The organism is Nonomuraea sp. NPDC001699 (assembly GCF_053596455.1).
The window spans coordinates 18,239-43,716 of record NZ_JBSFGF010000016.1; the positions used below are offsets into that span (position 1 = coordinate 18,239).

Below are 25,478 nucleotides of genomic sequence, written 5' to 3' on the forward strand. Positions count from 1 at the left end.
TCTCTTCCTCTGCGGACCCGTCCGGCCCGCTCTCCCGGCTTCGGGCCCCTCGCCGGGGTGGTTCTCGCCAGGATGGACGGAGGTCGTGCCTGTCGCTGGTGTCGCCGGCACCGCGGCGGCTGGTTCGGTCGACAAGGCGGTGACGCTCCACGTCCACACGGCGAGCCCTGCTCGGCGTGTCACGTGACGCTCCCGGGCCGGGGCGATCAGCTCAGGTAGTCGCGCAGCGCCATGGCCCGGGAGGGGTGGCGGAGCTTGGACATGGTCTTGGCCTCGATCTGCCGGATGCGCTCACGGGTGACGCCGTAGACGCGGCCGATCTCGTCGAGGGTACGCGGCTTGCCGTCGGCCAGGCCGTAACGCATGGTGATCACGCCCGCCTCGCGCTCGGAGAGCTGGTCGAGCAGGCTGTGCAACTGCTGCTGGAGCAGTGTGAACGAGACCGCGTCGGCCGGCGAGACGGCCTCGGTGTCCTCGATCAGGTCGCCGAACTCGCTGTCGCCCTCCTCGCCGAGCGGCGTGCTCAGCGAGATCGGCTCCCGGCCGTAGCTCTGCACCTCGGCCACCCGCTCGACGTCGAGATCGGTCTCGGCGGCGATCTCCTCGGGGGTGGGCTCGCGGCCCAGGTCGGACTGCAGGCGGCGCTGCACGCGGGCCACCTTGTTGATCAGCTCGACCATGTGGACGGGGATGCGGATCGTCCGGGCCTGGTCGGCCATGGCACGGGTGATGGCCTGCTTGATCCACCAGGTGGCGTAGGTGGAGAACTTGTAGCCGAGCCGGTAGTCGAACTTCTCGATCGTCCGGATCAGGCCGAGGTTCCCCTCCTGGATCAGGTCGAGGAAGAGCATGCCCCGGCCGGTGTAACGCTTGGCGATGGAGACGACGAGCCGGAGGTTGGCCTCCAGCATGCGGCGCTTGGCACGAAGGCCGTCGTCGGCGATCCACTCCAGGTCGGCGCGCAGCTCGGGGGGCAGGCCGGGCTCGCTGTCGAGCCGTTCCGTGGCGAACAGGCCGGCCTCGATGCGCTTGGCCAGCTCGATCTCCTGCTCGGCGGTGAGCAGCGGGACGCGCCCGATCTCCTTCAGGTAGGTCTTGACCGAGTCGGCGCCGACGGCCGTGCCACCGTCGGCGATGGTGTCGTCCAGTTCGAGAACCTCTGCTGCTTGGGACAAAATTCTCTCCTCGCTCGCGTTGGGTGGACGCTCAGTGACTGAGCCGGCCTGCGGGCAGGGCCGGCGGGGGAACGTAGCGGGCCGATAGGCGTCGGAACCTTCAGGACATGAGGGAACGGAAGAAGCGGGGCCTGGCAGGGCCGTCTCTGACCAGGCTACCCAACGCTTCCTCGAACGCGGCTTCGACGGAACGGCGACCACTGATGGGCCGCCGCCGGCAAGCGCCCCCTGACCAGCACCCCAACCCCGCCACCCCTCTTCCACCCCGTCCGATCCACGGCACTCCAGAAGACGCCCCCTCCCAGGTGTCGCGCGGGGCTTCTCCGCCAGAGCTCCTGGGCGGTGGCCATGCGACGCTCCCCTCCTCGACTCCGGCGAAGGCCATCAGGCGCGCCCCCTCCTCGACGGGCTCCCCCATCACGCCGTCGCCCAGCGGATGGAAGGGCCGCGCCGTCGGCACGCCGTTCTCAAGGTCGCACACGCCACCGACAGTTCCATCCCCCTGACCCGTCGAAGGCGGTTCAGGGACGGTCAGCTCGCCGGAGCGTGTTCGAGAGTGTGGCCGGTGGCGTCCGGCTCGGCGAAGGCGAGCAGCGCCAGCCCCTCCTCCTCCAGGACGTCCAGAGGCGTCGGGTCGGCGAAGGGGCTGATGACGAGCTTGGCCTTCTTGCCGGACCGCTTGATCTGCCAGGTGCCCGCCGCGAACCCGTCGACCAGATACGTCGCCTTGATGCGCAGGTTCTTGGTCGCGACCAGCGGCCTGAACTCGTCCGCCAGCACCCGCCTGCGATCGGCGTGCCCCAGGACGAGGTTGTCGAAGTCGGGCAGGAACCGCACCGGCGCGGGCACGTCGCCCCCCGGTCGCGGCGCGCCCGGCAGGTCGAACAGCTCGCGTCCCGTCTCGTCGGCGAGTCTCTCCAGCTCCATCCCCTTCATGACGGTCCGCAGGCCGCCCAGCCCTGACCAGGTCTGCACGTCGGCGGGCGTGGCCGGCCCGAACGCGGCCAGGTACCGCTCGACCATGCCCTCCACGCCGGGGTCCGCGTCCAGCTCGACGCCGGGCAGGCCGAAGGCGGACTCGCGCGGGAAGCTCCACCGGTCCTGCGTCGGCACCATGACCAGCGGCGTCATCATGCGTACGGCGTACCCGAGCACGCGCTCGTCCGCGCCGGGGAACTCCTTCAGCAGCAGGGGCCGCAGCTCGTTGAACGTGAGCGGCCCGTCGGCGAGCAGCCGGTCGGCGACCGCCGAGACGGCCTCGAAGTCGACGCCCTCGAACCGGCGCGCCGCGGCGGCCAGCATGGGACGCAGCAGCGGGCGGAACGCGGCGAAGTCCTCCGCCGTCACCAGGTGCAGCGTGGCCCGCATCATCGTCGCCCGCGCCAGGCTGCCGTCGTGCAGCGCGTCGTGCAGGTCGTCACGGACGAACCCCTTCAGCCGCGTCCACACCCCCAGGTAGGGCGGCCTCGGCTCCTGCGCCTGCAGCCCGGCCAGCCGGCGCACGATGTCGGCCGGCTGCCCCTTGTGCCGGGTGAGGAGGTGCTGCCTGGCCAGGGTGGCGCGGTTGAGGTCTCTGAGGGTGAGCATCTACTTATCATGCCTTTCCCCCTGGAGTCCGTACGTTCCTCTTATCCCGCGCTTTCCGATGGCTTCGCCTACCTTGACGGCGCGGCCGGCACCCAGACGCCGGACTCGGTGATCGACGCCGTCTCCGCCGCCTACCGGGCCGGGCTCGGCAACGTGGGCGGGGCCTTCCCCGCCAGCCACCGGGCGGACGAGATCGTCGCCGCCTGCCGTGCCGCCGTTGCGGACCTGGTCGGCGGCCATCCGGACGGGGTGATCCTCGGTCCGAACATGACGACGCTGACGTACCGGCTGGCCAGGGCGCTGACCGGCCCCGGGGACGAGGTGGTGGTCTCCAGGCTCGACCACGACGCGAACGTACGCCCCTGGACCCAGACCGGCGCCGCCGTACGCTGGGCCGAGGTGGACCCGGTGACCGGCGAACTCCCGGTCGACCAGTACGCCGGCCTCATCGGGGAGCGGACCAAGGTCGTCGCCGTGACGGCGGCCAGCAACATCCTCGGCACCCGTCCCGACCTGCCCGCCATCGCCGAGCTGGCGCACCGCGCGGGCGCCCTGCTGTACGTGGACGGCGTGCACGCCACCCCGCACGGCCCGGTGGACATGCGGGCCCTCGGCGCCGACTTCTACGCCACCAGCGCCTACAAGTGGTCGGGACCGCACGTGGGGGCCGTCGTGGCCGACCCGGTCCTGCTGGAGACGGTCCGGCCGGCCAAGTTACGCCCCTCCCCCGACACCGTGCCGGAGCGGTTCGAGACGGGTACGTCCGCCTTCGCCGACCTGGCCGGGGTCACCGCGGCGGTCGACCACCTGGCCGCCATGGTCCCCGGCTCCGGCACCCGCCGCGAACGCCTCCTCGCCTCGATGGCCGCCGCCGAGGAGCACGAGCTGGAGCTGTTCGCCACCATGATCGCCGGCCTGGAGGCGATGCCCCACGTCACCCTGCACGGCAAGCCGGCCCGGCGCACCGCGACCGCCTACTTCACCGTCGCCGGCCACACCCCGCGCCAGGTCGCCGAGCACCTGGCCGGTCTGGGGGTGAACGTCTGGAACGGCCACAACTACGCCTGGGAACTGACCGGTGCCCTGGGCCTGCGCGACTCGGGCGGCGCCGTCCGCGCCGGCCTGGTCCACTACAACGACCACTCCGACGTGACCCGCCTCCTGGAAGGAGTGGCCCGGCTGTCCTGACGCCACCAGCGTCCACGCCTCGACCGGTGGCCGGATCACCTCAACCGCTCGACATCGGTCCTTTCATGCTCTACAACGACAGCACGGACCTACCGGACCTGCGGGCGGCCCTGCGAAGGGCCGTACCGCCCGTGAAGCGGCGTCAGGTGATCGCGATGGCAGGCGGACTGCCCGCTCGGCGGCGGGGACGCCTGGTCGTCGCGGCGTTGGGCCCGATGGCGGGCGTGACGGCGGGCGCGCTCACCAACCTGCTCACCACGACCTGGAACTGGTGGCTGTTCGGCGGGCTCGTCCTGGTGACCAGCGTGGTGAGCGCCGGCACGCTGATCGCACTGCCGCACGACGCTCCCCCGAACCCGGCGGCGTCACCCGGTGAGGACCAGCAGCCGGGGTGGGCGCTGCAGCCGCCGACCGGCACCCGGGTCTTCATCGGACGCACCAAGGAACTGGACCGCCTGACCGCTCCTGTTCCCGAGGAGAACCGGCCCGGTCCTCTCGTCCTGGTGATCGCGGGGATGCCGGGGACCGGGAAGACCGAGCTGGCCATCTGTGCCGTCCGGCGTCAGCAACGCACGCCCCTTCACCCCCCAGCACGACGTGGACGATCAGGAACGCCTTGCCCACGACCTCGTACTCTCGATCGGGCCGGGACCCGGCGCCACCGGGCGCCTCGTCACCGACGTGGTCGAGGATTCCTACGACCTGGTCGTCGAACAGCTGCCGCGACGCGACCGCCCCGGTGCCGGGTGAGCGCCGCGAGCTTGCCCGCGAGCGGCTGAGCCCTCCCGGCCCCTCGCCGACCGCCTCTGGAGTCATCTAGGGTTGTCAGGCAATTGTGCTGGTCAGCTCTATGAGGGCGTGTCAGGCACCTTGGGCGGGAAGAGCGAAAGCTGAGCTGCGCCGGGGCCTCGTCCCAAGCCCCGGCGCCGGACGTCGACAGTTCCCGACCATGCCGCGGCCCGTAGCACTCAGGGAGTGGGGTTGTCCGTTGCGGCGGCGTGGAGGAACACCTGGGTGAAGACTTCGCAGGCGTGTTCGGGACTGGGCAGGGCATCGGGGGCGTCCCGCAGAACGGGGCGCAGCAGGAAGGGCAGCACCACAGGATAGACCATCTGCTGGACGAGTAGAGGGGCCGGGAGGTCGCGGATGGGGCCGACGGCGATCTGGTGGCGGATCCGGGGCCGACTCCGGTGAACATCCGGGCCATGAGCCGCCGCCGAGGTGCCGCTGCAGCTCATCGGGGGCAGGACCCGGCACAAGAACCCCGCACCGCCATGCGCTACGTCATACCCGGCGCCGAAGCCATCGCCAAGGCCACCGAGGTCCTCGCTCCCGCCGCCGTACCCAGTGATCAACTGAGTGGCGGCTCGCCGTAGCCATGGGAGTTCCGGGCCGTAATGAGGGCACAGTGCCCGCTCCCCGAACGGTTTCCGATTCGCCGCCACGCCTTCGACCAGGACGGCGCGGGGAGGTCGGACGTAATGTCCCGCTTTCTGGTGGGTGCGGGAACGGGGTTGTCCCGGTTGGGGTTGGGGGCGGGGACACGCCCCGCGGGCGGTGCTACGGGTGGTGGAAACCGGTTCGCCATGTGTGGTGGGCCGGGTGCCAGCCGAGGGTGAGGGCTTTGGCGTTGGTCGCGCCGCGTTCCCAGCCCTGCCGGCCATTGCCTGGTGCGGGGGCGGGCTCGCTCAGGGCCGCGGCCAGTTCCGGCACCCAGGCGCGGGCCGGGGCCGGCTCGTCGTCGACGATGTTGACGGTCCCGCTGGGCCAGGCCAGCGCGAGCACGGCGGCCTGGGTGGCGTCCTCGATGTGGACGAAGGAGCTGACCGCGTCGTCGGCGGCGAGCTGACCGGCCCGCAGCCGGGACGCCATGAGCCCGCCGGGCGCGAACCAGGTGCCGGGGCCGTAGAGCGTCCCGTACCGCAGCACGACGTGCTCGGGCAGTTCGGCCACGGCCGACTCCAGAGCGCTCACGCCCGCGATCGTGGTGGCGCGCGGCTGTCCGGCGGCCAGGTCCAGCGCGACGGACTCGTCGGCGGGAGCTTCGCCCGGCTCGTAGGCCCAGGCGATGGACTGGGCGATGATCCGCGCGACGCCGACGTCGCGGGCGGCGTCGACGAGGTTGCGGGTGCCCTCGCGCCTGATCCGGGCGTTGTCGGCGGAGCTGCCGCCGCCGAGCGCGGTGAGCTGGTGGATGACGGCGTCGGGTGCCGAGTCCCTGACCGCCGCGAGGACGGCGGGACGGTTGAAGACGTCGAGCCTCACCCCGGTGGCGCCGAGGTCGTCGAGCCGCGCCGCGCCCTGTGCCGTGGTGGAGGTGCCGATGACCTGGTGACCGGCCCGAAGGAGGAGCGGGAGGAGGCCACGGCCGATGACGCCGGTCGCGCCGGCCAGGAAGACGCGCATCTCAGCGCTCCGCCGGTGCGCGGCGGTCGCGCCGGGCGATGAGTTCGTGCTCATCGACGAGGGTGAGCATCGGTTCGCCGGGGGCGCCGATCATCACCACCACGAACCGGGTCCAGGAGTCGGGCAGGTTGTTGGCGGCCTGGTAGTGGATGACGTCACCGCCAGGTTCCCAGAACGCCTCTCCGGCACGGATCACCCGAGCCGGTTCGCCCTCCAGCTCGAAGAGCAGTTCCCCGGCGAGGAGGTAGCCGAAGACCGGTCCTGAGTGGCGGTGCGGCGGGGTTCCCGGATCGCCGGGCGGCAGCTCGATCGTCGCCGTCATCACCTCCGCGCCGTCGGGGATGAAGGGCGGTGTCCGGTGCAGCAGGGTGGTCACCATCGTGGAGCTCATCGGTTTCTACCTCTCGGGGAACAGGGCGGCGGCCACGTGCCGGGTGTCGGCGTACTCGATGACGGAGGCGATACGGCCGTTTCGGACGGTGAAGATGCCCAGGCAGCGGTTGTCGTAGGCGCCGCCGTGGACGGTGGTGGCTTTGGAGGTCCACTCGGCGACCACGCGGTCGCCCTCGGCGATCGTGCTGACCAGCTCGATCTCCATGGTGCCCGGGACCAGGATCGGCCCCATGCCGCCCAGGAAGTCGTTGACGATCGCGTCGCGACCCTGCCACACCTTTGAGATCGGCAGGTCGCTCGGGTAGTACCAGGTGGCGTCCTCGGCGAAGCTGTCGAAGATGACGTCGGCGTCGCCGTCGCGGACGGCTTCGACGTAGCGGATGACGACGGTGCGGGGGTCGGTGGTGGCATTCATGATCTGTGCTCCTTGATCGGGGTGGTTCAGGCGAGGGTGAGGACGGCCTTGCCGCGGATGCGGCGCTCACGCAGGTCGGTCAGGACGGTCGCGGTGTCGGCCCAGTCGCCGACGCGACCGATCTCGGGATGCAGGCGGCCTTCGGCGGTCAGCCGGACGAGTGCCGCGAGGTCGTCGCCGAGGCGGGTGTCGGCGTCAAGGTAGTGGAAGTGGCGGATGACGCCGGACTCGGGGCCGTCGAAGAAGGCGAAGAAGTCGAGCGTGGCCGGGGTCCGGCTGGCTTGCCCGAACCAGATGAGGGTGCCGCGCCTGGCGAGCCGGGCCAGGGCGAGGGGAAGGGCCGGGCCGCCGGTCGACTCCAGCACGAGGTCGTAGGGTCCGCGCGCCTCGGCCACGTCGTGGACGATCTCGGCCGCGCCGAGTTCGGTGAGCCGCGCCCCGCGTTCGGCGTCCCGGGTCACGGCGGTGATCTCCGCCCCGGACGCGGCGGCGAGCTCGGTCACATAGTGCCCCACCCCTCCTGACGCGCCGGTCAGCAGCACACGCCGTCCCACCAGGGTCCCGGCCGTGCGCAGCAGCCGCAGAGCGGTGAGACCGGCCAGCGGCAACGCCGCGCCCCGCACCGCGCAGACGGTGTCCGGCAGCACCGCGAGCGCGTCGGTGGGCACCGCGGCGTACTCCGCCCAGCCGCCCGCCATGGGATGGCCGACCACGCGGACGATGCCGGTCGGCCCGCTGCCGTCGGCGGCCGGCTGCACCACCAGCCCCGCGACGTCCTTGCCGGGCCGGTCCCCGGCCGCGGGATTCTCCAGCTTGAACGTCTCGCCCCGGTTGATCGAGAACGCCTCGACCTTCACCAGCACCTCGTTCGCGCGTGGCGTCGGCTCGGGAACATCGGCGAGCACGACCGGTTCGGCGGAGTCTCCGGTGGGGATGAGCGCTTTCATGGTTTCTGCCTCCTCGGTGGCGTCTGCGACTACTTCACCGGATCGGGTGGTGGCCGGCCCAACAACGCGACCGCCTGGCCGACAACGCCCGGTTGTCGCCTATGGTCATAGTCATGGATCTTGACCTGGCCCTGGTCCGCGCGTTCGCCGTGACCGCTGAGACGCTGCACTTCGGGCGTGCCGCCGACCGACTGGGCACCAGCCAGCAAGCGTTGTCCAAGCGTGTCGCACGGTTGGAGACGGTGCTGGCGGCCCGGCTGTTCGAACGCGAGGGCGGTACCCGGCTGACCGAGGCGGGCGAGCGGTTCCTGCCGGCCGCGCACGAGGCGCTGGCGGCGGGCGAAGGCGCGGTCGCGGTGGTGGCGGGCGGCGGGCCGGTCGCCCGCATCGACACCTGGGGTCATCTGTACGCGCCGATGCGCACCGTCGCCGAAGCGGTGCGGGTGCTCGACATGGTCCGGCTGGAACCAGGCCCGGGGCGCGACTGGCCCTCGGTCGCGGCGGCGCTGCTGCGCGGCGACACCGACCTGGGCTTCGGCCGGGTGCACGCGCTTGCGGGCGGCCTCGACGCCGGCCTCACCGCGCGGCTGGCGCGGCTGGAACCGGTCGACGCGGTCCTGAGCACGTCCCACCCGCTGGCCCAGGCCGCCGCGGTGCGGCCGGCCGACCTGCGCGACAGCACCCTGTGGTGCCCGGCTGAGCTGACCCGCCTGGACTTCCTGCGCCGCTTCGCCGACGAGTTCAAGATCACGCGGCGGCAGGACGGCCCCAACCTCGGCTTGGACCACCTCGTCCAGCACATCCGCGCCGACGCCTCGTGCTTCACGCTGTTCCCGGCCGACGCGCCGCTTCCCGACCGCACGGGCCTGCGCTCCATCCCGCTGATGGAGCCGACCCCGTTGTACGCGTGGTCGCTGGCCTGGCGCACCGCGCACCGCCACCCGCTGCTGGACGCTTTGCTGCGCGGCTTCGCCGAGACGGGCCGCACCCGCCGCTGGCTGGACTACACGCCGCAGCGGGACTGGCTGCCCGACACCGACCGCGCCAAGCTCACGGTCCGCTAGCTAGGAGTGCGTGCACGTCATTCATGCCTCGCTCGCCTGAAGTACGGCAGCGAGGTCGGTTCGCGGATTGTGGCCGCTGCCCGAGCCATGGCGGGGCACGTGGCCGTGCGCCCAGACGGAGGTGAACTGGCTCGCCCGCGGTCTCGACCGGTCCGAGAAGCAGCGGACGGGGAAAGAGGGCTCCTCATCGAGAGATCGCTGGACGAACCCGAGATCTTCGCCACGTTGTTCGACCGGCATGCGCCGCTCCTGCACCGCTACGTGACCAGACGCCTGGGCCCAGCGAGGCCGAGGACGTCGTGGCCAACACCTTTCTGGCCGCCTTCCAGCACCGAAGCGGCTACGACCGGAGTCGTCCCGATGCCCGGCCGTGGCTGTACGGCATCGCCTCGAACCTGATCGGCCGCCGGCGGCGTACCGAGACGAGCCTCTATCGCCCTTACGTTCGCAGCGGGCGTGCATCCGGCGGAGCTGTCCGGCTCGCAGGTCGAGGACGAGGTCAACACCCTGGCCGTCAACCGCCCGCTGGCGCTGGTCCTGATGGAGCCGGCGCCGGCACACACCCGCGCTTTGTCATGAACAAGCGAGTCCACCTCATTCGCCCTCGCCGCACAAGACGGTGACGCCGTGCGCCGGCACGGGCCGTGCGCGCCGCCGGGCGTCGCGCACGAAGACCCAGGTCGCTTGGGCGGGGAGCCGCGCCTTCGAGAAGGGATCGCCGGGGTCAGGGCCGGGACCCGCGCGGGTCGGCGGCCGCGGCGGCCCAGTACTGGCCGATGCTCTCCTCCATCAGGCGGGCGGCGAACACGGCGTCGTCCATGCTCTCCCCGCGCCGCAGGCCGTGCTCGGCGACCGCCAGCGCCTGCCGTTCGAGCTCGTCGGACTGCCCGCCGCCGTAGTAGGCGACGAACTCCTCCGGCACGTCGAGCCCCGTCTTGGGCAGGCGGGCGAGCATCTCGTCGCTGTCGGGGAAGTAGCGGACCATGTCCCAGTACAGGGCGAGCGCGGCGTCGGCCTGGCTGCCGAGGAAGCCGAGCCAGCCCCACGTCCCGGCCACCTGGTAGGCGGCGGGGTCGGTCGGCCAGCGGCGCAGGCGTTGCTCGTCGAGATTCAGAGCGGCCATCACCCTGCGCAGTTTGGGCCGGGCACGGTGGATCAGGCCGAGCATGTCGTCGAAGAACTCGACCGCGAGCGGGTGGGGGTCGCGGGCGATCAGCGTGGCGAACGCCGTGATCTCGGCGGGGTGGCACTTGTGCGTCACGCCCACGAGCTGCCTGACGTGGTCCATCGTGAGCGTCCCGGCGTCCATGCGTTCGAGGAACCGGTTGCGTACGGGGTTCTCGTCGCGCATCTGCCGCAGCCGTCGTACGGCCTGGCCGGCCAGGGGGGTCGGCTCGAAGTCGGTGTACATGGTTCTCCCGTCGTCGATGGGACGTGCGTCGGCCCCCTTCTGCCAACCCGGCCTGACGTGCGGCTGACCGTGCCGTGACAAGGCTCTGACGTGCGCGGCGGTCGCCGTGTGCCCCCATGGAGGGCCGGGTAGGGGCGGCGCCCGGCCCGCGGATTCCCGCGAGCAGGCGATCGGTCGAGCAAACCGGCACCATCACGTGAGCAGACGCTCACGCGACCACCTGACCAGTCGAACGGGAGCTCCAGTGACACGACGACCACAGGAAGGGATCGAGGCGTTCCTGGCAGAAGTGGGCGGCGACGCCTCCCCGGGACTGCATGAGACGACCGTGGAACGGCCGATCCCCGTTCCGCCGGACGCGGCGCGGGAGCCGGCGGTCCTCCTCGTGGCGGGCCTGGCCGCCCTGCTGTCCCTGTACGGCGCGGACGGCGGCGTGCGGCTCGCCCTGCACCGCCCCGGCGACGGCCCGCCCCGGACGGTCGAGGTGCGGGTCGGGGTGGACGTCCCGTTCTCCCGGCTGTGCCGGGAGGTGTCGGAGTGCCCCGCGCTCTCCCCGCCGCCGGGCACCCTCAAGGTACGGACGGCCGGCCCCGGCCGGAAGGCGCCGGGCCCGCTGCACGTGCGCCTGGCCCTGGAGGACGGACGGCCACGGGCCTGGCTGGGCGTGTCCGGCCCCCGCCCGGCCACGGAACGCGTCGGACAGCTGACCGGCCGCCTGGGCGCGCTGCTGGACACGGTGGCCGGATCGCCGGACCGGCGGCTGGGCGACCTCGACCTCGTGACGCGCCCGGATCCGGCTCCGGCGGCGCGGGCGGCGTCCGGCGCGACCGTCCACGGCCTCGTCCGGGCACAGGCCGAGGCGCGGCCGGACGCGGTGGCGCTCGTCGGGGACAGCGAGCGCGTCACGTACGGCGAGCTGTGGCGACGGGCCACCCGGATCGCGGGCGGTCTGGCCGCGATGGGGGTCCGGCCGGGGGATCCCGTCGCCCTCAGACTGCCGCCCGCCCCCGCCACCGTGGAGGCCATCCTCGGCACGCTCCTGGCGGGCGCCTGGTACGTCCCGATCGATCCCCGCCACCCCGGATCCCGGGCCTCGTTCATCCTCCAGGACAGCCGTAGCCGGCTCCTGGTCGAGGAGACCCCGTCCGGGGGGAACAGCGCCGTCACGCTCGACGCCCTCCGTGCGGCGGCCGGGCCGTCCGGCGGCGGGAACGGCCCGCTTCCGGAGCTGCCGGGATCGTCGCCCGCCTACTGCCTGTACACCTCGGGCACGACGGGGCAGCCTAAGGGCGTCCTGGTCACCCATGCCAACGTGGTGTCCCGGATCTCGGGCCCGCACTTCCCCTTCGACTTCTCACCGCGCGACGTGTGGGCGCAGTTCCACTCCTGCGCCTTCGACCTGTCCGTCTGGGAGATCTTCTGCTGCCTGGCCACCGGCGGCCGGCTGGTCGTCCTGCCGGACAGGGACGTCCAGAACCCCTGGGCGCTGCGCGAGACGCTGCTGCGCGAGCGCGTCACCGTCCTCAACCAGACGCCGTCGGCCTTCGCCCGGCTCGTCGCCGTGGACGACGCCGACCCCGTGCCGGTGCCGGACCTGAGGTACGTGCTGTTCGGCGGCGAGCGGCTGGACCCACCCCGGTTGCGCGAGTGGCGCCGCCGCCATCAGGGCGTCCGGCTGGTCAACCTGTACGGGATCACCGAGGCCACCATCCACGCCACGGCCCACGAGGTGACCGCCGAGGACTGCGAACGGGACGTCAGCCCGATCGGCCACCCCCTCCCGCACACCAGCGTGCACCTGGTGGACCCGCGTACCGGACGGCGGCTCGTCCCGGAGGGCGCGACCGGCGAGATGTGGCTCGGCGGAGCGGGCGTCGCCGCGGGGTACCTGCGCCGGCCGGAGCTCGACCGGGAACGGTTCGTGCGGGACGCGTTCGGCGCGGACGTGCTCCTGCGGACCGGCGACCTGGCCCGCCGCGGCCCCGACGGCGGCCTGCTCTACGTGCGCCGCATGGACGACCAGTTCCAGTGGCACGGCTACCGGATCGAACCGGGTGAGATCGCCGCCCGGCTCCGCGAGCACCCCGGCGTCGGCGACGCGGCCGTGCTGCTGGAGGGCGGCTCCGAGGGCAGGATCGTGGCCTACCTGGTGCTCTCGGGCGCGCCGCCGACGCCCGACGAGCTGAGCGGCCACCTGGCCGAACGGCTGCCGCCGTACATGATCCCGCACGCCTACGCCACCGTGCCCGGCCTGCCCCTGACCGTCAACGGCAAGCTCGACGTCGAGGCGCTCGCCGAGAACGCCGCCGACCTGCGCAAGACGGGCGCGGACGAGGCCCCGGCCTCGGCCACCCAGCGGCAGATCCACCTGGCCGACCGCCTGCTGCCCGGCTCCTACCAGGAAACCGTCGCCTGGCGGGCGGCCGGGCGGCTGGACGAAGGCGCGCTGCGCCGCGCCGCGGCCGAGCTGACCGGGCGGCACGAGATCCTCCGCACCCGCTTCCACGCCGGCGAGCACGGGCTGCGCCAGCTTGTCGGCGAACCCTGGCAGCCGGACGTGGACGTGCGGGAGATCCGGGCGCGGGAGGTGTCCGCGGACGACGTCGCGCGGTGGGTGGCCGGGGCTCCCGCTCTGGACCCGGCGAAGTTCGCCGGATCGGTGTGCAGGAACAGGATGTCGTGCAGGGCCATGTGGCGGATCGCGAACAGCGGGCGCGGCGCGCGGGACACCGGGAAGCCGGGGTTGCGGGCGGCCGGTTCCGGGCAGTCCGGATGGAACTGGCCGATCATGAGCCCGTCCGCCACCACGTCCCCCTTGACCCGCCGATGTGCTTCGTCCAGCAGCGGCGTACGGTGCTCGGGCAGGCCCCGTACCAAGGTGACCAGCGTGGCCAGGCCCTCCTTGCCCGCGGGCCACCGCCGCCGGGCGAACCGGCTGGCCTGGGCTCGCATCGCGTCGCACAGCTCGGCCAGTCCCTCGTCCTCCGCCAGCCCGGCCACCTCGATCGTGACGGTCCCCGCGTCCAGGGCCGAGCGCACGAAGGGACACACCGCGTTGTCCCGACCCAGTTGCGGGTGTGAACGGGTGAGATAGTCCTCGAACCACGGCAGGATCGCGGCGGCCTCCGCCGCGGAGGCTCGCTCCAGCTTCATGGGAACTCCTTGGTCATGGAGTCGACGTGCGGGACGCCGCGCCGGAAGGTTCCTTCCGGCAGGCGCCGCCTCCTACCCGTCGCCCCATGCCGCGAACGCCGGCCGAACTCGACGTAGGCCGGACGTCAGGACCGGATAAGGCGCAGGTCAGAATCGCGGAACGGAGATCCGCGACATCGCGCCGGCACATGCAGGGGACAAGCCGCAGGTCGCTGCGCCCGCGGCGGCCGTCCTCGTGCGGTGTCGTTCCGTGCGCCGGGGTGCCGGTCGGGTCAGTCCTGGTCCGGCCGCTCCTCCACGATGGCCTTGAGCTGTTCCGTCGCGGTGATGACCCGGGGGAAGCCCGCGTAGGGCAGGCACTGGACGAACGTCTCGGCGATGTCGGAGACCGGGAGGCCGACGTTCAGGGCGGAGTTGATGTTCGCTCTCATCGGCGCGTCGCCGATGCCCATTGCGGCCAGGGCGGCGAGCCGGACGAACTGCTGTTCACACAGCGACAGCACGGATCTGTCGTAGATGCCGGCGAAGGCGAACTCGACCAGGAACCGTCCGAGATCGGGGGCGATGGTGGCGAACTCGTCGAGCATGCGCCCGCCGTCGGCAGGGTCGATCTCGTTCATCAGCTCCAGGCCACGCTGGTGGCGCGGGTCCTTCTGGGTGGCGTGGCTGTCGGGTCGGTCAGGGGTCGAGAACGGTGCGGGCGGCGTAGATCTCGGGGAAGAGCGGCCGGTCGACCAGGGAGGCCAGGTACGGCACGCCGTGGGCTTTGGGGCAGGTCCGCGCCGACCGTGCACAGCACGCCGGCGTACCAGCGGTCCCCGCCCCGGGAGACCGTCACCGACTGCACCACCGCCTCACCACGGGCGAGCAGGCGGGCCGGCCGCTTGGCCGAATCGTGCAGGCGCACCTCGCCCAGCCGCGGGATGCGCAGCCGGCGGTGCGTGGCCAGCCGGATGCCCGGCCGGTTCACGTCGTGATGGGATGCGGAAGGAGTCCCTGGACCGGCCCGTCCTTGAAGGCGGATGGGAAGCAATAGGTGCTGACCTCGTGAAACCACGGACACGCCCCGTCCTGGCCGGCGCGGGAGTCCCCGCAGCTCGCGATCCACGCCGTCTGCACCTCCGGCTTGCGCGGAACGGCTACCTTTGTCTGCTTGCGGGCGACGTCCTCGGCTGTCCCGGCCTCGACCAGGGCGGCCACCTGGGCGCGCCATGACGCGTGCGCGGCCGGCCCCGGAGAAACGGCGAACCGGTCAGCCTTTCAGATCTCCCGTGAAGCGCGGTTCCCGCTTGGCGACGAACGCCTCGATGCCCTCCGTGGCGTCAGCGGTGGCAAAGAGACGGGAGAGCACAGCTTGCTCGGTGGTCAGCGCCGCGCCGAGCGCCTGCTGGACGCCGTCGTCGATGAGCCGTTTGGCCTCCCGGACGGCGATCGGCGCGGCAGAGGCCAGCCGTCCGGCGAGTTCCGTCGCGGCGGGCAGGAGCTCGTCCGCGGAGGTGACCTGGTGCAGCAGCCGGTGCCGGTCGGCTTCGTCGGCGCGCATGATCCGGCCCGTCATCACGAGTTCCTTGGTCGCGCGGATGCCGATGGCCCTGGACAGCCGCTGCGTTCCGCCGCCACCGGGCAGCAGGCCGAGCTTGACCTCGGGCAGGCCGAACCGGGCGGACTCGGAGGCGACGATCAGATCACAGCACAGGGCCACCTCGAAGCCGCCGCCCAGCGCGTACCCGTTGACCGCGGCGATCGTCGGCTGGGGCAGCTGTTCCAGCTCGTCGAACACCGCCCGGGACATGCGCTGGTAGGCGTCGAACTCGGCCTGCGTGGCGCCGTGGTACTCGCCGATGTCGGCGCCCGCGATGAAGCCGCGCCCGGTGCCGGTCAGCACGAGCACGCGTACGTCCCGGCGGCCGCGCAGGTCGCGCAGGTAGTCGCCGAGGGCGGCGACCATCGACTTGGACAGTGCGCCGAGCGCGTCCTCACGGTCGACGCGGAGGGTGGCGACGCCGCCCTCCGCGGTCTCGACCAGGTTCTCGTGGATTCTCACCTGGCCGCCGCCGCCTCGCGGAGCGCCGCGATCTCGGCGGCGGACAGGACCTCGCCCAGCACCTCGTCGGTGTGCTCACCCACCAGCGGCGGCGCCTGGCGGAGCTGCCACGGCGTCTCCGACAACCGGATCGGGCAGCCGATCAGTTCGAGCTTACCCGCGCGCGGGTGCTCGACCTCCACGATCAGGTCGTGGCCCTGCTCCCTGAGCTCGTCCACGGCCTCGCGGGTGCTGCGTACCCGGGCGCACCACAGCCCCGCGCCGAGCAGCGCCTCGACCAGCTCGCCGGCGGTCCGGCCCGCCGTGACCGCCTCCAGCCGGTCCTTGATCTCGTCCCGGTCGGTCCAGGCGTCGAGCTCGTCCAGTGCGCTGACGCCCAGCGTCGCGGCGACCTCGGCGACCGGAGCCATGGCGATGGCGATCCAGCCATCCGCGGCCCGGTAGACGCCGAACGGCGCGGACAGCCACGCCTGCCCGATCCCGGCCCGCGAGCGTTCCCAGTTCTGGCCCTGGTTGACCATGGCGGAGATCTCCTGGCACTGCAGGGCGATCGCGGTGGAGTAGAGGTCCACCTCGACCCGCTGGCCGAGGCCGTGCCTGGCTTTGGCGAGCAGCGCGGCGAGGATGCCGTTGGCCAGGCAGAGCGCGGTGGAGGCGTCCACGATGGAGGTGCCCGCGGGGGTGGGCGGGTCATCCGCCCGCCCGCCGGCCGCGGCGAGCCCCGACATGGCCTGGATCAGCAGGTCCTGGCCTGGTCGTTTCTCCTTGGCGAAGACCGTGTCCTGCCCCCAGCCGGACCCCGAGCAGTAGATGATGTCGGGCTTGACCGCCTTGAGGTCGTCGTAGCCGAGCCCCAGCTTGTCGAGGATCCCGGGACGGAAGTTCTCGACGACGACGTCGCAGGTGGCCGCCAGTTTCAAGAGCGCGTCCCGCACGGCGGACGCCTTGAGGTCCACCGCGACGGACCGTTTGTTGCGGTTCATCGCGAGGAAAGCGGCCGACTCCCCGACGACCAGGTCGCCCATCATCTCCAGGCCGCGTTCCCACTCCCCGTCGAGCCGTTCGATTTTGATGACGTCGGCGCCGAGATCGGCCAGCAGTTGCGTGCCGTACGGGCCGAGCATCATCTGGGTGAAGTCGAGGATGCGGATTCCTTCGAGTGCTCCTGGCATGGTTGCCCCCTAGTGCTGAGTTATGCCGGGTTGACGGAGGTCTGGGAACGGCCGAAGACCGCGAGAAGGACGGCGGGGACGGCGGCGATCAGCGCTGATACGCCGAAGGCGAGGATCCACGACTGGGTGTCCTCCACGAGGTAGCCCACGAGGATCGGCGCGAAGATGCCGGAAAGATTGGCGATGAAGTGCACGAAGCCGGAGACGGATCCGTACCGCGCCTTGGGGATGACCGGCCCGATCAGTGCAAAGAACTGCGCGCCGACGATGTAGAGGACGAACACCACCAGGCCCATCAGGGCGACCGCCGCGCCGGTGGAGGTGACGATGCCCACCGGGGTGAACGCGAGCGCCACCACGATCAGCCCGATGACCACGGTCCACTTGCGCGCGGCGAACAGGCCGACCCTACGGCCGAGCGCGTCGGTGAAGATCCCGCCCAGCGCCAGTCCGACGAAGCCGGCCACCCAAGGCAGCGCGCCGGCCACGGCCAGGCCCTTGAGGTCGACGCCGTGCGCCTCCGTCAGGAAGATCGGGAACCAGGTGAGGAAGGTGTACAGCACCCACGAGTAGCCAAAGTAGCTCAGCGCGGTGGTGAGCACGAGCGGCTTGCGGAGATAGCTGAGCAGGGAGGCGTTCTCGCCGCCCGTTCCCCCGTTCCGGCCGGCGGCGAAGTCCTGGGCGGCGGCGAGTTCGCGCTCGTCCACGGCCATCTCCTCGACCTCGGCCGCAGAGACCCTGGGGTGTTCCGCGGGACGGTCGCGGACGACCGTCCACCAGCCGATCAGGAAGCAGACACCGAGCGCGCCCAAGATGATGAACGGCGCCCGCCAGCTTCCGCCGAACGCCTCCATGAGCGCCACGACGAGCGGGGTGCCGACGGCGCCGCCGAGCGGGGTCGATGCCTGGGACAGGCCGAGCGCGGTGCCGAGCCGGCGCTGCGGGAACCAGTTCGACATGGTCTTCGCGGTGACGGAGGCCTGCGGCCCCTCACCGAAGCCGAACAGAAAGCGGATGACCATGAAACTGGCCGTGCTGAACCCGGCCGCGGTCAGCGCCGTGAACAGCGACCACCAGCCGATCGCCCAGGCCATGACCTTGCGCGGGCCGAACTTGTCCGCGGTGAAACCGCCGACGAAACAGAACGGCGCGTACCCGACGAAGAAGATCGCCGAGATCCAGCCCCAGGTCGCCTTCGAGAAGCCGAACTCCGCGATGATCAGCGGCGCGGCCACGCCGATCGCCGCCCGGTCCGCGTAGTTGAGCCCGAGAACGAGGAAGTTCGTGGTCAGCACGTACCAGCGGTAGCGCAGCCCCTCCTTCGTCCTCACGTCAGTCGCCGACATTCCTGCTCCTCACCGACCAGTAGCGGTCGCGTACCTCGCGCCTGTTGATCTTTCCTGTGCTCGACATGGGCAGTTCGGCGACCAGGTCGACCTTCAGGGGTTTCTTGTAACCGGCCAGCCGATCGCGGCAGGCCTGGACGACGTCGTCGCCGGTGAGCCGGCTGCCCGGCGCGACAACCACGGCGGCGGCCACGGCCTCGCCCCAGCGCTCGTGCGGGATGCCGAACACGACAACCTCTCTCACGTCGGGAAGCTCGGAGATGGCCCGCTCGACCTCGCCCGGATAGACGTTGAACCCGCCGGAGACGATCACGTCGCGGCGCCGGTCGACCAGGTGGAGGTAGCCGTCCTCGTCGAGCCGGCCGATGTCGCCGGTGCGGAACCACCTCTCCTGGTCGAGCACCTCGGCCGACTGTTCCGGCCGGTTCCAGTACCCGGGCATGACGGACGCGCCCCGGACCGCGACCTCGCCGATCCCGCCCACCGCGTCGATGATCTTGATCTCGACGCCGGGCACCGGCCGGCCCGCCGAGGTCAGCCGCGGGTCACCGGCCCTCATGTGGGCCTCAGGTGGCAGCACGGTCAGCGGGGCGAGCGCCTCGCTCAGGCCGTAGCACTGGTAGAGGACCTCGCCGAACGCTCCGGCCGCCCGTACCGCCGAGGGCGCCGAGATCGCCGCCCCGCCGTACGGCACGGCGCTCAGGCTGCCGAGCCGGTATCTGCCCAGCTCGACCGCGGTGGTCAGCTCCTTGAGCATGGTCGGTACGAGCGGCAGCACCGTGGCGCCGAACTCCTCGACCGCGCCGAGCACCGCGTCGGTCCCGTACGTCGGCAGCGGAACCGCGGCAGCGCCCGAGAAGGTGTACGCGGAACCGATCGAACCGCCGAAATGGCTCATCGGCGCCACATGCACCACGACGTCGCCAGGCCCGCGCACCGGCAGCCGCGCCCTGATCGCCCCGACCATCGCCAGCCACTGCCGGTGGGTGACGATCGCCCCCTTGGGCTCGCCGGTCGTTCCCGACGTGTACATGAGCGCGGCGACATCGCCGGGATCGGGCTCGGGCACCTCGGGCAGCTCCGGTCCCGGCGCAGTCAGCTCGCCGAGCTCCGCGGCGGAGATGTGCGGCCGGTCCAGCGCGACAACGTGCTCCGGCTCGCAGAGCACCAGGGCCGCCGCACAGTCCCGCGCGATCCCGGCGATCTCCCTGCCGTGCAGCCGGTTGCTCACCGCCACCCTGACCAGTCCGGACAGGAACAGCGCATGCTCGATCTGCAGGATCTCCGCGCGGTTGCGCAGCGCGATGACGACCCGGTCGCCCGGGTTCAGGCCCCGTCGACGCAGCCTGGCCGCGACCGCCGTGGCCCGCGCGCCGAGGGCGGCGAAGGTCAGCCAGGCCGAGCCGTCATGCACCGCCCGGTGGCCGGCGTACCGTTCGTGCGCGTTCCTGGTCAGCGCGGCGAGCGTGTTCACGACGCCCTCCACAGATCCTCGATCGCGGAGAGGATCTCCTTGTCCCCGGCTCCTGAGGTGATCAGCCGGTGCAGCGTCTCGCCGGCGCGCTGCTGAAAGAGCGGGTATCCGGGGGTTCGGCCGCGGACGAAGGCCCGGTCGAGCGTGGTGAGCGTGTCGGCGAAGAAGCCGTGCGTCAGACGGTTGAGCTCGTCGTCGGTCCAGGCGGCCCGGTGGCCCGGCTGCCCGCCCGCTGTGGTGAACACTCCGGTCTGGCACTGCCTGGACACGACCCAGCCGACCAGTTCCGCGGCCGCCGCCGGGGCCGCGCAGCGGGCGGAGACGGCCAGCCCTACGCCGCCGAGCATGGTGCCGTGCCGTACCGGCGAGTCCGTGAACCTGATCAGGTGCGGCCGGTAACCGGTGCGGGCATAGTTGGAGTAGCCGAAGATGAACGGCACGTACGCGATCGGCTCGCCGCCGGCCATCGCGTCGAGCGTCTGGATCGGATCCCGGGCGAGCGAGACCGGATCGGCGACGGCCAGGAGCGTGCGCAGCAGGGCGAGCGCGCCGGCGGCGACACCGGCATCGATCCCGCTGTCGGGCCACCAGGCCGGCCTGCCGCTCGCACCGGAGGAGACGTCGCCGGCGACGTGCTGGCACAGCGAGAGCAACGTCGACCACAGATGCGTCGGATTCGCCGGCACCTGTGCCCTGACCTCACCCATCAACGAGATCGCCGCGTCGAGGTCGCGGGGCGGCTCGATCGGCAACAGATCAGGGCGGTGGGCGGCGACCTGCGCCGCCGCGTCCATCGGCAGCGCCCACAGCGCGCCGTCCAGCTCGTAGCTGCGCAGACTCGGACCCACGCTGTTGGCCCGCTGCTCGTCGATCACGCCGGCGGGCAGCAGGGTGTGGAGATCGACCAGCGCTCCCGTGGCCGCCGCCACCCCGACGTGCGGATGGTCGATCGCCACCAGGTCGTACCGGGCGGCCAGCTCCGTGATCGAGGTGTCCTCGAACTCCTGGAGCGACCTCGCCTCCCACTCGACCGTCAGATCGTCGCGATCCTTGAGGAAGGCCGCGGTGGCCGCCTCGATCGAGTCGACTCCACGGGTGTGGTTCCAGGTCATCCCGCGTAGATGTGGCATCCAGCTGTCCAATCGAGGTTACGGTCGTCCGGTCGAGGCGCGTACGACCAGCTCGGGGGGCGGTTCTGTGAGGAGGAAGCCGTCGTCGGGTCCGCCGAGGTCGCCGGCGATGATGAGCTCCGCCGCCTTCCTGCCGAGGTCGCGCAGCGGCAGCCGTACCGTGGTCAGCGGCGGCGCGCCGTGCTCGACGAACCAGGTGTCGTGCAGCGCGACGAGCGACAGGTCGCCGGGCACGGCGAGCCCGTTCTCCCTGGCGGCGGCCAGTGCGCCGACGCAGACGACGACGTTGGCCACGAACACCGCCGTTGGCCGCTCCGGTACGGCGAGCAGCTCGGACATCGCGGCGTGCCCGGCGGCCGCGTCCCACTCCTTGAAGACCGTCCACTCGGGCCTGACTGGAAGGTCGTGCGCGCGCATGGTCCTGGTGAAGCCGTCGAAGCGGCGTATCGAGATGTCGGTGGCACCGGAACCGCCGACGAATCCGATGTCACGATGCCCCAGCTCGATCAGATGCCGTACGGCGAGCGCGGCCGCCTCCTCGTCGGCCAGCCTGATCCCCTGGACCCCTGCCCGCGGCCGGTTGTTGACCAGGATCGTCGGCAGGAGCTTCGCGGCCCGGCTCGACAGCTCCTCCTCGGAGACGAATCCACTGCTCTGCCAGAGGAGCCCGTCGACCCGGCCCTCGCCGATCAGCCGGTCGAACGCCTCGGGCCGCGAGGACAGCTCGGTCGAGTCGGCCAGCAGCAGCACCTGACCATGCGCGGCGGTGGCCACCTGCGCCCCGCGGATGATCTCCGCGTGGATCGGATTGCTCACGTCCTGCACGACCAGCCCGATCGCGCCCGACCTGGCCAGCCGGAGGGCGCGGCCGGACACCTGCGGCACGTACTTCAGCTCGGCCGCCGCCCTGAGCACCCGCTGCCTGGTCTCCTCACGGACACGGAGGTTCGCGTCCCCGGTGAGAATGCGTGACACCAGCGACACCGACACGCCCGCCCGCTCGGCGACCGCGGACAGTCCGGGACGCCGCTTCACCGGCGCGCCACCAGATACAGGTGGACCAGTGTAAGCACGACCTCGCCGCGCTGGTTGGTCACGGTCAGCTTCTCGTCGAGGAAACCGGCGTCTTCTCGCCGGGGGTTCGGCCGCATCTCCGTGATCTCCGCGGTGACCGTGATCGTGTCCCCGATGAAGACCGGTTTGACGAACCGGATGCGGTCGTAGCCGTAACTCATCGACGCCGGGTTGATGTCACCGGCCATCATTCCGACGGCGATCGAGATGATCAGCGTCCCGTGCGCGATCCGGGCGCCGAACGGCTGGGTCGCGCACCACTCGGCGTCGATGTGGTGGGGGAACCAGTCACCGGTCTGGCCGGCGTGCAGCACGATGTCCGACTCGGTGATGGTACGGCCCATGCTCTGCCGCCGCTCGCCGATCTCGTGGTCCTCGAAGCGCCGTTCGGTCACCTGCACGAGGTCACCTTCCTTGGTATAACGTTTGCGCACTTACGCTAAAACGTTATACCAACGCGAACGTGCCAACACAAGAGGTTCGCTGCCGCAATGCATCAGCCCCTCCAGTCCCACCACGAAACCCATCGCTAGCTCGCATATCGGCGTTCGACTGGTGCATGCCTGACTCGTCGGGAGGCGCGGGGGCGCGCAGGCGGAGCGGGCGATGCGAAGGTCATGGGGGTGACGGGCGTTGTGCGGGCCGTGGGGGCATGGGGGGATAGGAACGCGGGGGGCGTCCCGGAGCGGGGGACGGGGCGGGTCCGGAGGTGGGGGGCGTGGGATCCTGAGGGGATGTTGCCCCCGATCGACGTGCTGCGCGAGCAGGTCACCGCTCATCTCGCCGCCTTCGACCGCCGGGAGGTGCCGCCGGCCTCGGGGGTGCGCCGGGCGGCCGTGACGGTGTGCGTGCTGGAGGACGCCGGGCGCGTCCCGTACACGGTCCTGATCCGCAGGGCGGCGCGCGGGCGCAACCCCGGGCAGTGGGCGCTGCCGGGCGGGCGGCTCGACGAGGGCGAGCTGCCGGTGGAGGCTGCGCTGCGGGAGCTGGCCGAGGAGGTCGGGGTGACCGGCGTGCAGGTGGCCGGGCTGCTCGACGACTTCGTCGCCGACTCCGGGTTCGTGATCACCCCGGTGGTGGCGTTCGGCGGCCGGCAGGAGCCGGTGGGGGACGCCCACGAGGTGGCCTCGGTGCACGCGGTCCCGCTGGAGCGCTTCCTGGCGCCCGGGGTGCCCCGCTGGCAGGGCGAGATGCTGCAGATGCCGCTCGGGCCGGGCATCGTGATCCACGCGCCGACCGGGGCGATCCTGTGGCAGTTCGCCGAAGTGGCGCTGCGCGGACGCGAACAGCGGGTGTTCGACGTCGCCCAGCCCCACTGGACGAGAACCTGACCCTCCCACCGGACCACGCCCGGAACCCGGGCGGCTCAGAAGGGGCCGGTCAGTTCGCCGAGTTTGCCGGTCAGCTCCAGGTTGGCCGCGTAGTCGACGGGCACCGCGATCACCGACACCGTCTCGTCGGCCAGCGCCTTGCGCAGCGTGGGAAGCAGTTCCCCGGCACTGGTGACCCGGTAACCGCGCGCGCCGAAGCTCTCGGCGTAGGCGACGAAGTCGGGGTTGCCGAAGCGGATGCCCGAGTGGCGGCCGAGCTCCAGGTCCATCTTCCACTCGATCAGCCCGTACGCGTCGTCCACCCACACCAGAACCGTGATCGGGATGCGCTCCCGTACGGCCGTCTCCAGCTCCTGGGAGTTCATCAGGAACGCCCCGTCGCCGGTGGCGGCCAGCACCTTGCGCCGTGGGAAGGCCAGCTTGGCGGCCAGCGCCCCCGGCACGGCGAATCCCATCGAGGACAGCCCGTTGGAGACCAGCATCGTGTTCGGCTCGTACGTCGGGTACATGCGGGCCATCCACATCTTCACCGCCCCGGTGTCGGCCAGGACGATGTCCTCGCGGCCCATGGCCTCGCGGATGTCGGCGACCACGCGTCGCGGCGAGAGCGGGAAGCCGTCCTCCGAGCGCCCCTGCTCCAGTTCCTCGCGCATCAGCCGGCGGATCTTCTCACCGGTGCCGTTGACCTCGAAGCGGCGGGGGACGGCGTCGGCGAGCGCGTCCAGGGAGCGGGAGATGTCGCCGTGGACGCCCACGTCCACCGGGTAGTGGTCGTCGACCTCGGCGGGGAACCGGTGCAGGTGGATGATCTTCTTGTCCCGGTTCGGGTTGATCTTGACGGGGTCGAACTCCTGCAGCTCGTACCCGACGCTGATCAGCACGTCGGCCTCGTCGAAGCCGAAGTTGACGTAGTCGTGCCGCATGAAGCCGACCGCGCCCAGCGCGTGCGGGTGGTCGTCGGGGAAGACGCCCTTGCCGTTGAACGTGGTGGCCACCGGCAGCCCGAGCCGCTCGGAGAAGCGCACCAGCGCGGCGGAGGCCCCGGCCCGGCCGGCGCCGTGCCCGGCGAGCACGATCGGCCTGCGCGCGCCGGCCAGTACGTCGGCCGCGCGGGCGATCTGGGCGGCCGAGGGGTCCTGGGGGCGTACGACGTTGACGGGCAGCGGGCCGAGGTCGGCCGGCACGGGGGCCGATTCGACGTCCTCGGGGATGGCCAGGTAGACCGCGCCGGGCCGCTCGGTCTGGGCGGTCTTGAACGCCTTGCGGATCATCTCGGGCAGCGCCAGGGCCGTCGGCGCCATGTCCGCCCATTTGGTGATCGGCCGGAACAGCGACACCAGGTCGACCACCTGGTGCGACTCCTTGTAGATGCGGTCGAGCCCGACCTGGGCGGTGATCGCCACGACGGGGGTGCTGTTGGTGGTGGCGTCGGCCACGCCGAGCTGCAGGTTGATCGCGCCGGGGCCGAGCGTAGCCGAGGCCACCCCCGCCTTGCCGGTCAGCCTGCCGTAGATCTCGGCCATGAACGCCGCGCCCTGCTCGTGCCGGACGAGGATGTAGCGGATGGAGGAGTCGTTGAGCGCGTCGACGAAGTGGATGTTCTCCTCGCCGGGGATGCCGAAGACGTACTCGACGCCTTCCGCCTCCAGGGCTCGCACGATCAGATGGGCCGCGTCCGCCTGCGGAGACATGGGTAACGCCTTCTTTCATGAGCGACTGCGTCCCTGACAGCACCGGGGAGGCGCGCTTCATTCCGGAGGCGTCCCTGTGCCCGCGCGACGGCGGATTCACGCGGGCACAGCGGGTCAGGAGCCCAGCGCGCGCGTGGCCAGCGCGCCGAGGACCATGCCGACGATCATGCAGGCCGCGGCGGCGATGGCGGCCCACTTGCCGAGGGGCTCGCCACGGGTGTGGCCGACGATGCCCAGCACGATGCCGGCCAGGCCGAACAGGATCGGTATGAACAGGACGGCCACCGCGGCGCTGACGAACCCGATGATCGACAGGACCTGGGCGCCCTGCCGCGGCTGCGGCGGCCGGCCGTAGGGCGGCGGTTGCGGCCGGCGCCCCTCACGCGTGTGCTCGTCGTCGCCTGGCGGCGGGTCTTGCGAAGCGGTCATCTCCGGCTCCCTCGTGAAGTGAATCACATCACACACCAGAGCCGTGGG

At 71.8% G+C, this 25,478-nt stretch carries 25 protein-coding genes and 3 pseudogenes; 7 read left to right on the forward strand and 21 right to left on the reverse strand.

Annotation, left to right across the window (positions count from 1 at the left end; translation table 11 throughout):
- Window positions 1-206 precede the first annotated feature (206 nt).
- Both ACWCSU_RS35880 and ACWCSU_RS35885 read right to left on the reverse strand, forming a co-directional pair.
- Window positions 207-1,109: pseudogene (locus tag ACWCSU_RS35880) on the reverse strand (RNA polymerase sigma factor); the annotation flags it as partial.
- Window positions 1,110-1,706: 597 nt separating this feature from the next.
- A complete protein-coding gene (locus ACWCSU_RS35885; RefSeq protein WP_449941065.1) occupies window positions 1,707-2,762 on the reverse strand; it encodes a winged helix DNA-binding domain-containing protein in 1,056 nt (351 codons plus the stop codon).
- A gap of 9 nt (window positions 2,763-2,771) precedes the next feature.
- On the opposite strand from ACWCSU_RS35885, the gene ACWCSU_RS35890 reads away from it, so the two are divergent.
- Window positions 2,772-3,950, forward strand: coding sequence for a cysteine desulfurase-like protein (locus tag ACWCSU_RS35890; protein ID WP_449941068.1), 1,179 nt, complete (start codon window positions 2,772-2,774; stop codon window positions 3,948-3,950).
- 142 nt (window positions 3,951-4,092) lie between these two features.
- Here the strand turns inward: ACWCSU_RS35890 and ACWCSU_RS35895 are convergent, their stop codons facing one another.
- Window positions 4,093-4,380 (reverse strand): hypothetical protein, encoded by a 288-nt coding sequence (locus ACWCSU_RS35895; protein WP_449941070.1) that lies wholly within the window; start codon window positions 4,378-4,380, stop codon window positions 4,093-4,095.
- A 119-nt stretch (window positions 4,381-4,499) separates the two neighbouring features.
- Between ACWCSU_RS35895 and ACWCSU_RS35900 the strand changes: the two genes are divergently transcribed.
- Window positions 4,500-4,700, forward strand: a complete 201-nt coding sequence (locus ACWCSU_RS35900; RefSeq protein WP_449941072.1) for a hypothetical protein — start codon at window positions 4,500-4,502, stop codon at window positions 4,698-4,700.
- Between the two features lie 218 nt (window positions 4,701-4,918).
- Here the strand turns inward: ACWCSU_RS35900 and ACWCSU_RS35905 are convergent, their stop codons facing one another.
- The 5 genes from ACWCSU_RS35905 to ACWCSU_RS35925 form a co-directional block, all read right to left on the reverse strand.
- A complete protein-coding gene (locus tag ACWCSU_RS35905; RefSeq protein ID WP_449941075.1) occupies window positions 4,919-5,062 on the reverse strand; it encodes a hypothetical protein in 144 nt (47 codons plus the stop codon).
- Window positions 5,063-5,510: 448 nt separating this feature from the next.
- Window positions 5,511-6,410, reverse strand: coding sequence for an NAD-dependent epimerase/dehydratase family protein (locus ACWCSU_RS35910; protein ID WP_449941077.1), 900 nt, complete (start codon window positions 6,408-6,410; stop codon window positions 5,511-5,513).
- Complete coding sequence (locus tag ACWCSU_RS35915) at window positions 6,358-6,747, reverse strand: cupin domain-containing protein (RefSeq protein ID WP_449941080.1); 390 nt, start codon at window positions 6,745-6,747, stop codon at window positions 6,358-6,360. Before ACWCSU_RS35915 ends, ACWCSU_RS35910 begins: the two co-directional genes overlap by 53 nt.
- Window positions 6,748-6,753: 6 nt before the next feature.
- Window positions 6,754-7,164, reverse strand: coding sequence for a nuclear transport factor 2 family protein (locus ACWCSU_RS35920; RefSeq protein ID WP_449941082.1), 411 nt, complete (start codon window positions 7,162-7,164; stop codon window positions 6,754-6,756).
- 26 nt (window positions 7,165-7,190) lie between these two features.
- Window positions 7,191-8,111: a zinc-binding dehydrogenase gene (locus ACWCSU_RS35925; protein ID WP_449941085.1), complete on the reverse strand. Its 921-nt coding sequence runs from the start codon at window positions 8,109-8,111 to the stop codon at window positions 7,191-7,193.
- A gap of 113 nt (window positions 8,112-8,224) precedes the next feature.
- Between ACWCSU_RS35925 and ACWCSU_RS35930 the strand changes: the two genes are divergently transcribed.
- The 3 genes and pseudogenes from ACWCSU_RS35930 to ACWCSU_RS35940 all read left to right on the forward strand — a co-directional run bounded on the left by ACWCSU_RS35930 (window position 8,225) and on the right by ACWCSU_RS35940 (window position 9,754).
- Window positions 8,225-9,175: a LysR family transcriptional regulator gene (locus ACWCSU_RS35930; protein ID WP_449941087.1), complete on the forward strand. Its 951-nt coding sequence runs from the start codon at window positions 8,225-8,227 to the stop codon at window positions 9,173-9,175.
- Between the two features lie 299 nt (window positions 9,176-9,474).
- Window positions 9,475-9,537 (forward strand): annotated as a pseudogene (locus tag ACWCSU_RS35935) (RNA polymerase subunit sigma-70); the annotation flags it as partial.
- Window positions 9,538-9,631: 94 nt separating this feature from the next.
- On the forward strand, window positions 9,632-9,754 hold the full coding sequence (locus ACWCSU_RS35940; RefSeq protein WP_449941329.1) for a hypothetical protein: 123 nt from the start codon (window positions 9,632-9,634) through the stop codon (window positions 9,752-9,754).
- Window positions 9,755-9,899: 145 nt separating this feature from the next.
- Here ACWCSU_RS35940 and ACWCSU_RS35945 read toward each other — a convergent pair whose 3' ends face one another.
- Window positions 9,900-10,586 (reverse strand): hypothetical protein, encoded by a 687-nt coding sequence (locus ACWCSU_RS35945; protein WP_449941089.1) that lies wholly within the window; start codon window positions 10,584-10,586, stop codon window positions 9,900-9,902.
- A 778-nt stretch (window positions 10,587-11,364) separates the two neighbouring features.
- Here ACWCSU_RS35945 and ACWCSU_RS35950 point away from each other — a divergent pair.
- A pseudogene (locus tag ACWCSU_RS35950) lies at window positions 11,365-12,849 on the forward strand (amino acid adenylation domain-containing protein); the annotation flags it as partial.
- Between the two features lie 131 nt (window positions 12,850-12,980).
- Here the strand turns inward: ACWCSU_RS35950 and ACWCSU_RS35955 are convergent.
- The 10 genes from ACWCSU_RS35955 to ACWCSU_RS36000 form a co-directional block, all read right to left on the reverse strand.
- Window positions 12,981-13,739 carry a DUF6875 domain-containing protein gene (locus ACWCSU_RS35955; protein WP_449941320.1) on the reverse strand — a complete coding sequence of 253 codons (759 nt, stop codon included), beginning with the start codon at window positions 13,737-13,739 and terminating at the stop codon, window positions 12,981-12,983.
- Between the two features lie 272 nt (window positions 13,740-14,011).
- Entirely contained in the window at window positions 14,012-14,359 is a 348-nt protein-coding gene (locus ACWCSU_RS35960) for a carboxymuconolactone decarboxylase family protein (RefSeq protein WP_449941092.1), read from the reverse strand.
- On the reverse strand, window positions 14,359-14,709 hold the full coding sequence (locus tag ACWCSU_RS35965) for a hypothetical protein (RefSeq protein ID WP_449941094.1): 351 nt from the start codon (window positions 14,707-14,709) through the stop codon (window positions 14,359-14,361). The genes ACWCSU_RS35960 and ACWCSU_RS35965 overlap by 1 nt, the downstream gene beginning before the upstream one ends.
- 282 nt (window positions 14,710-14,991) lie before the next feature.
- On the reverse strand, window positions 14,992-15,783 hold the full coding sequence (locus ACWCSU_RS35970; RefSeq protein WP_449941096.1) for an enoyl-CoA hydratase/isomerase family protein: 792 nt from the start codon (window positions 15,781-15,783) through the stop codon (window positions 14,992-14,994).
- The gene (locus ACWCSU_RS35975; protein ID WP_449941098.1) at window positions 15,780-16,955 is read right to left on the reverse strand and encodes a CaiB/BaiF CoA transferase family protein; all 1,176 of its coding nucleotides are present in this window, start codon (window positions 16,953-16,955) and stop codon (window positions 15,780-15,782) included. The genes ACWCSU_RS35970 and ACWCSU_RS35975 overlap by 4 nt, the downstream gene beginning before the upstream one ends.
- 20 nt (window positions 16,956-16,975) lie before the next feature.
- Window positions 16,976-18,301, reverse strand: a complete 1,326-nt coding sequence (locus ACWCSU_RS35980) for an MFS transporter (RefSeq protein WP_449941100.1) — start codon at window positions 18,299-18,301, stop codon at window positions 16,976-16,978.
- Complete coding sequence (locus ACWCSU_RS35985) at window positions 18,288-19,775, reverse strand: class I adenylate-forming enzyme family protein (RefSeq protein WP_449941102.1); 1,488 nt, start codon at window positions 19,773-19,775, stop codon at window positions 18,288-18,290. The genes ACWCSU_RS35980 and ACWCSU_RS35985 overlap by 14 nt, the downstream gene beginning before the upstream one ends.
- Complete coding sequence (locus tag ACWCSU_RS35990) at window positions 19,772-20,905, reverse strand: extracellular solute-binding protein (protein ID WP_449941105.1); 1,134 nt, start codon at window positions 20,903-20,905, stop codon at window positions 19,772-19,774. Before ACWCSU_RS35990 ends, ACWCSU_RS35985 begins: the two co-directional genes overlap by 4 nt.
- 18 nt (window positions 20,906-20,923) lie before the next feature.
- A complete protein-coding gene (locus tag ACWCSU_RS35995; protein ID WP_449941108.1) occupies window positions 20,924-21,940 on the reverse strand; it encodes a LacI family DNA-binding transcriptional regulator in 1,017 nt (338 codons plus the stop codon).
- The gene (locus ACWCSU_RS36000) at window positions 21,937-22,380 is read right to left on the reverse strand and encodes a MaoC family dehydratase (RefSeq protein ID WP_449941111.1); all 444 of its coding nucleotides are present in this window, start codon (window positions 22,378-22,380) and stop codon (window positions 21,937-21,939) included. Before ACWCSU_RS36000 ends, ACWCSU_RS35995 begins: the two co-directional genes overlap by 4 nt.
- 333 nt (window positions 22,381-22,713) lie before the next feature.
- Between ACWCSU_RS36000 and ACWCSU_RS36005 the strand changes: the two genes are divergently transcribed.
- Window positions 22,714-23,310 (forward strand): NUDIX hydrolase, encoded by a 597-nt coding sequence (locus ACWCSU_RS36005; protein ID WP_449941114.1) that lies wholly within the window; start codon window positions 22,714-22,716, stop codon window positions 23,308-23,310.
- 35 nt (window positions 23,311-23,345) lie between these two features.
- Here ACWCSU_RS36005 and ACWCSU_RS36010 read toward each other — a convergent pair whose 3' ends face one another.
- The gene (locus ACWCSU_RS36010; protein ID WP_357710258.1) at window positions 23,346-25,001 is read right to left on the reverse strand and encodes an acetolactate synthase large subunit; all 1,656 of its coding nucleotides are present in this window, start codon (window positions 24,999-25,001) and stop codon (window positions 23,346-23,348) included.
- Between the two features lie 114 nt (window positions 25,002-25,115).
- Window positions 25,116-25,430: a hypothetical protein gene (locus ACWCSU_RS36015; RefSeq protein ID WP_357710260.1), complete on the reverse strand. Its 315-nt coding sequence runs from the start codon at window positions 25,428-25,430 to the stop codon at window positions 25,116-25,118.
- Between the last annotated feature and the right edge of the window lie 48 nt (window positions 25,431-25,478).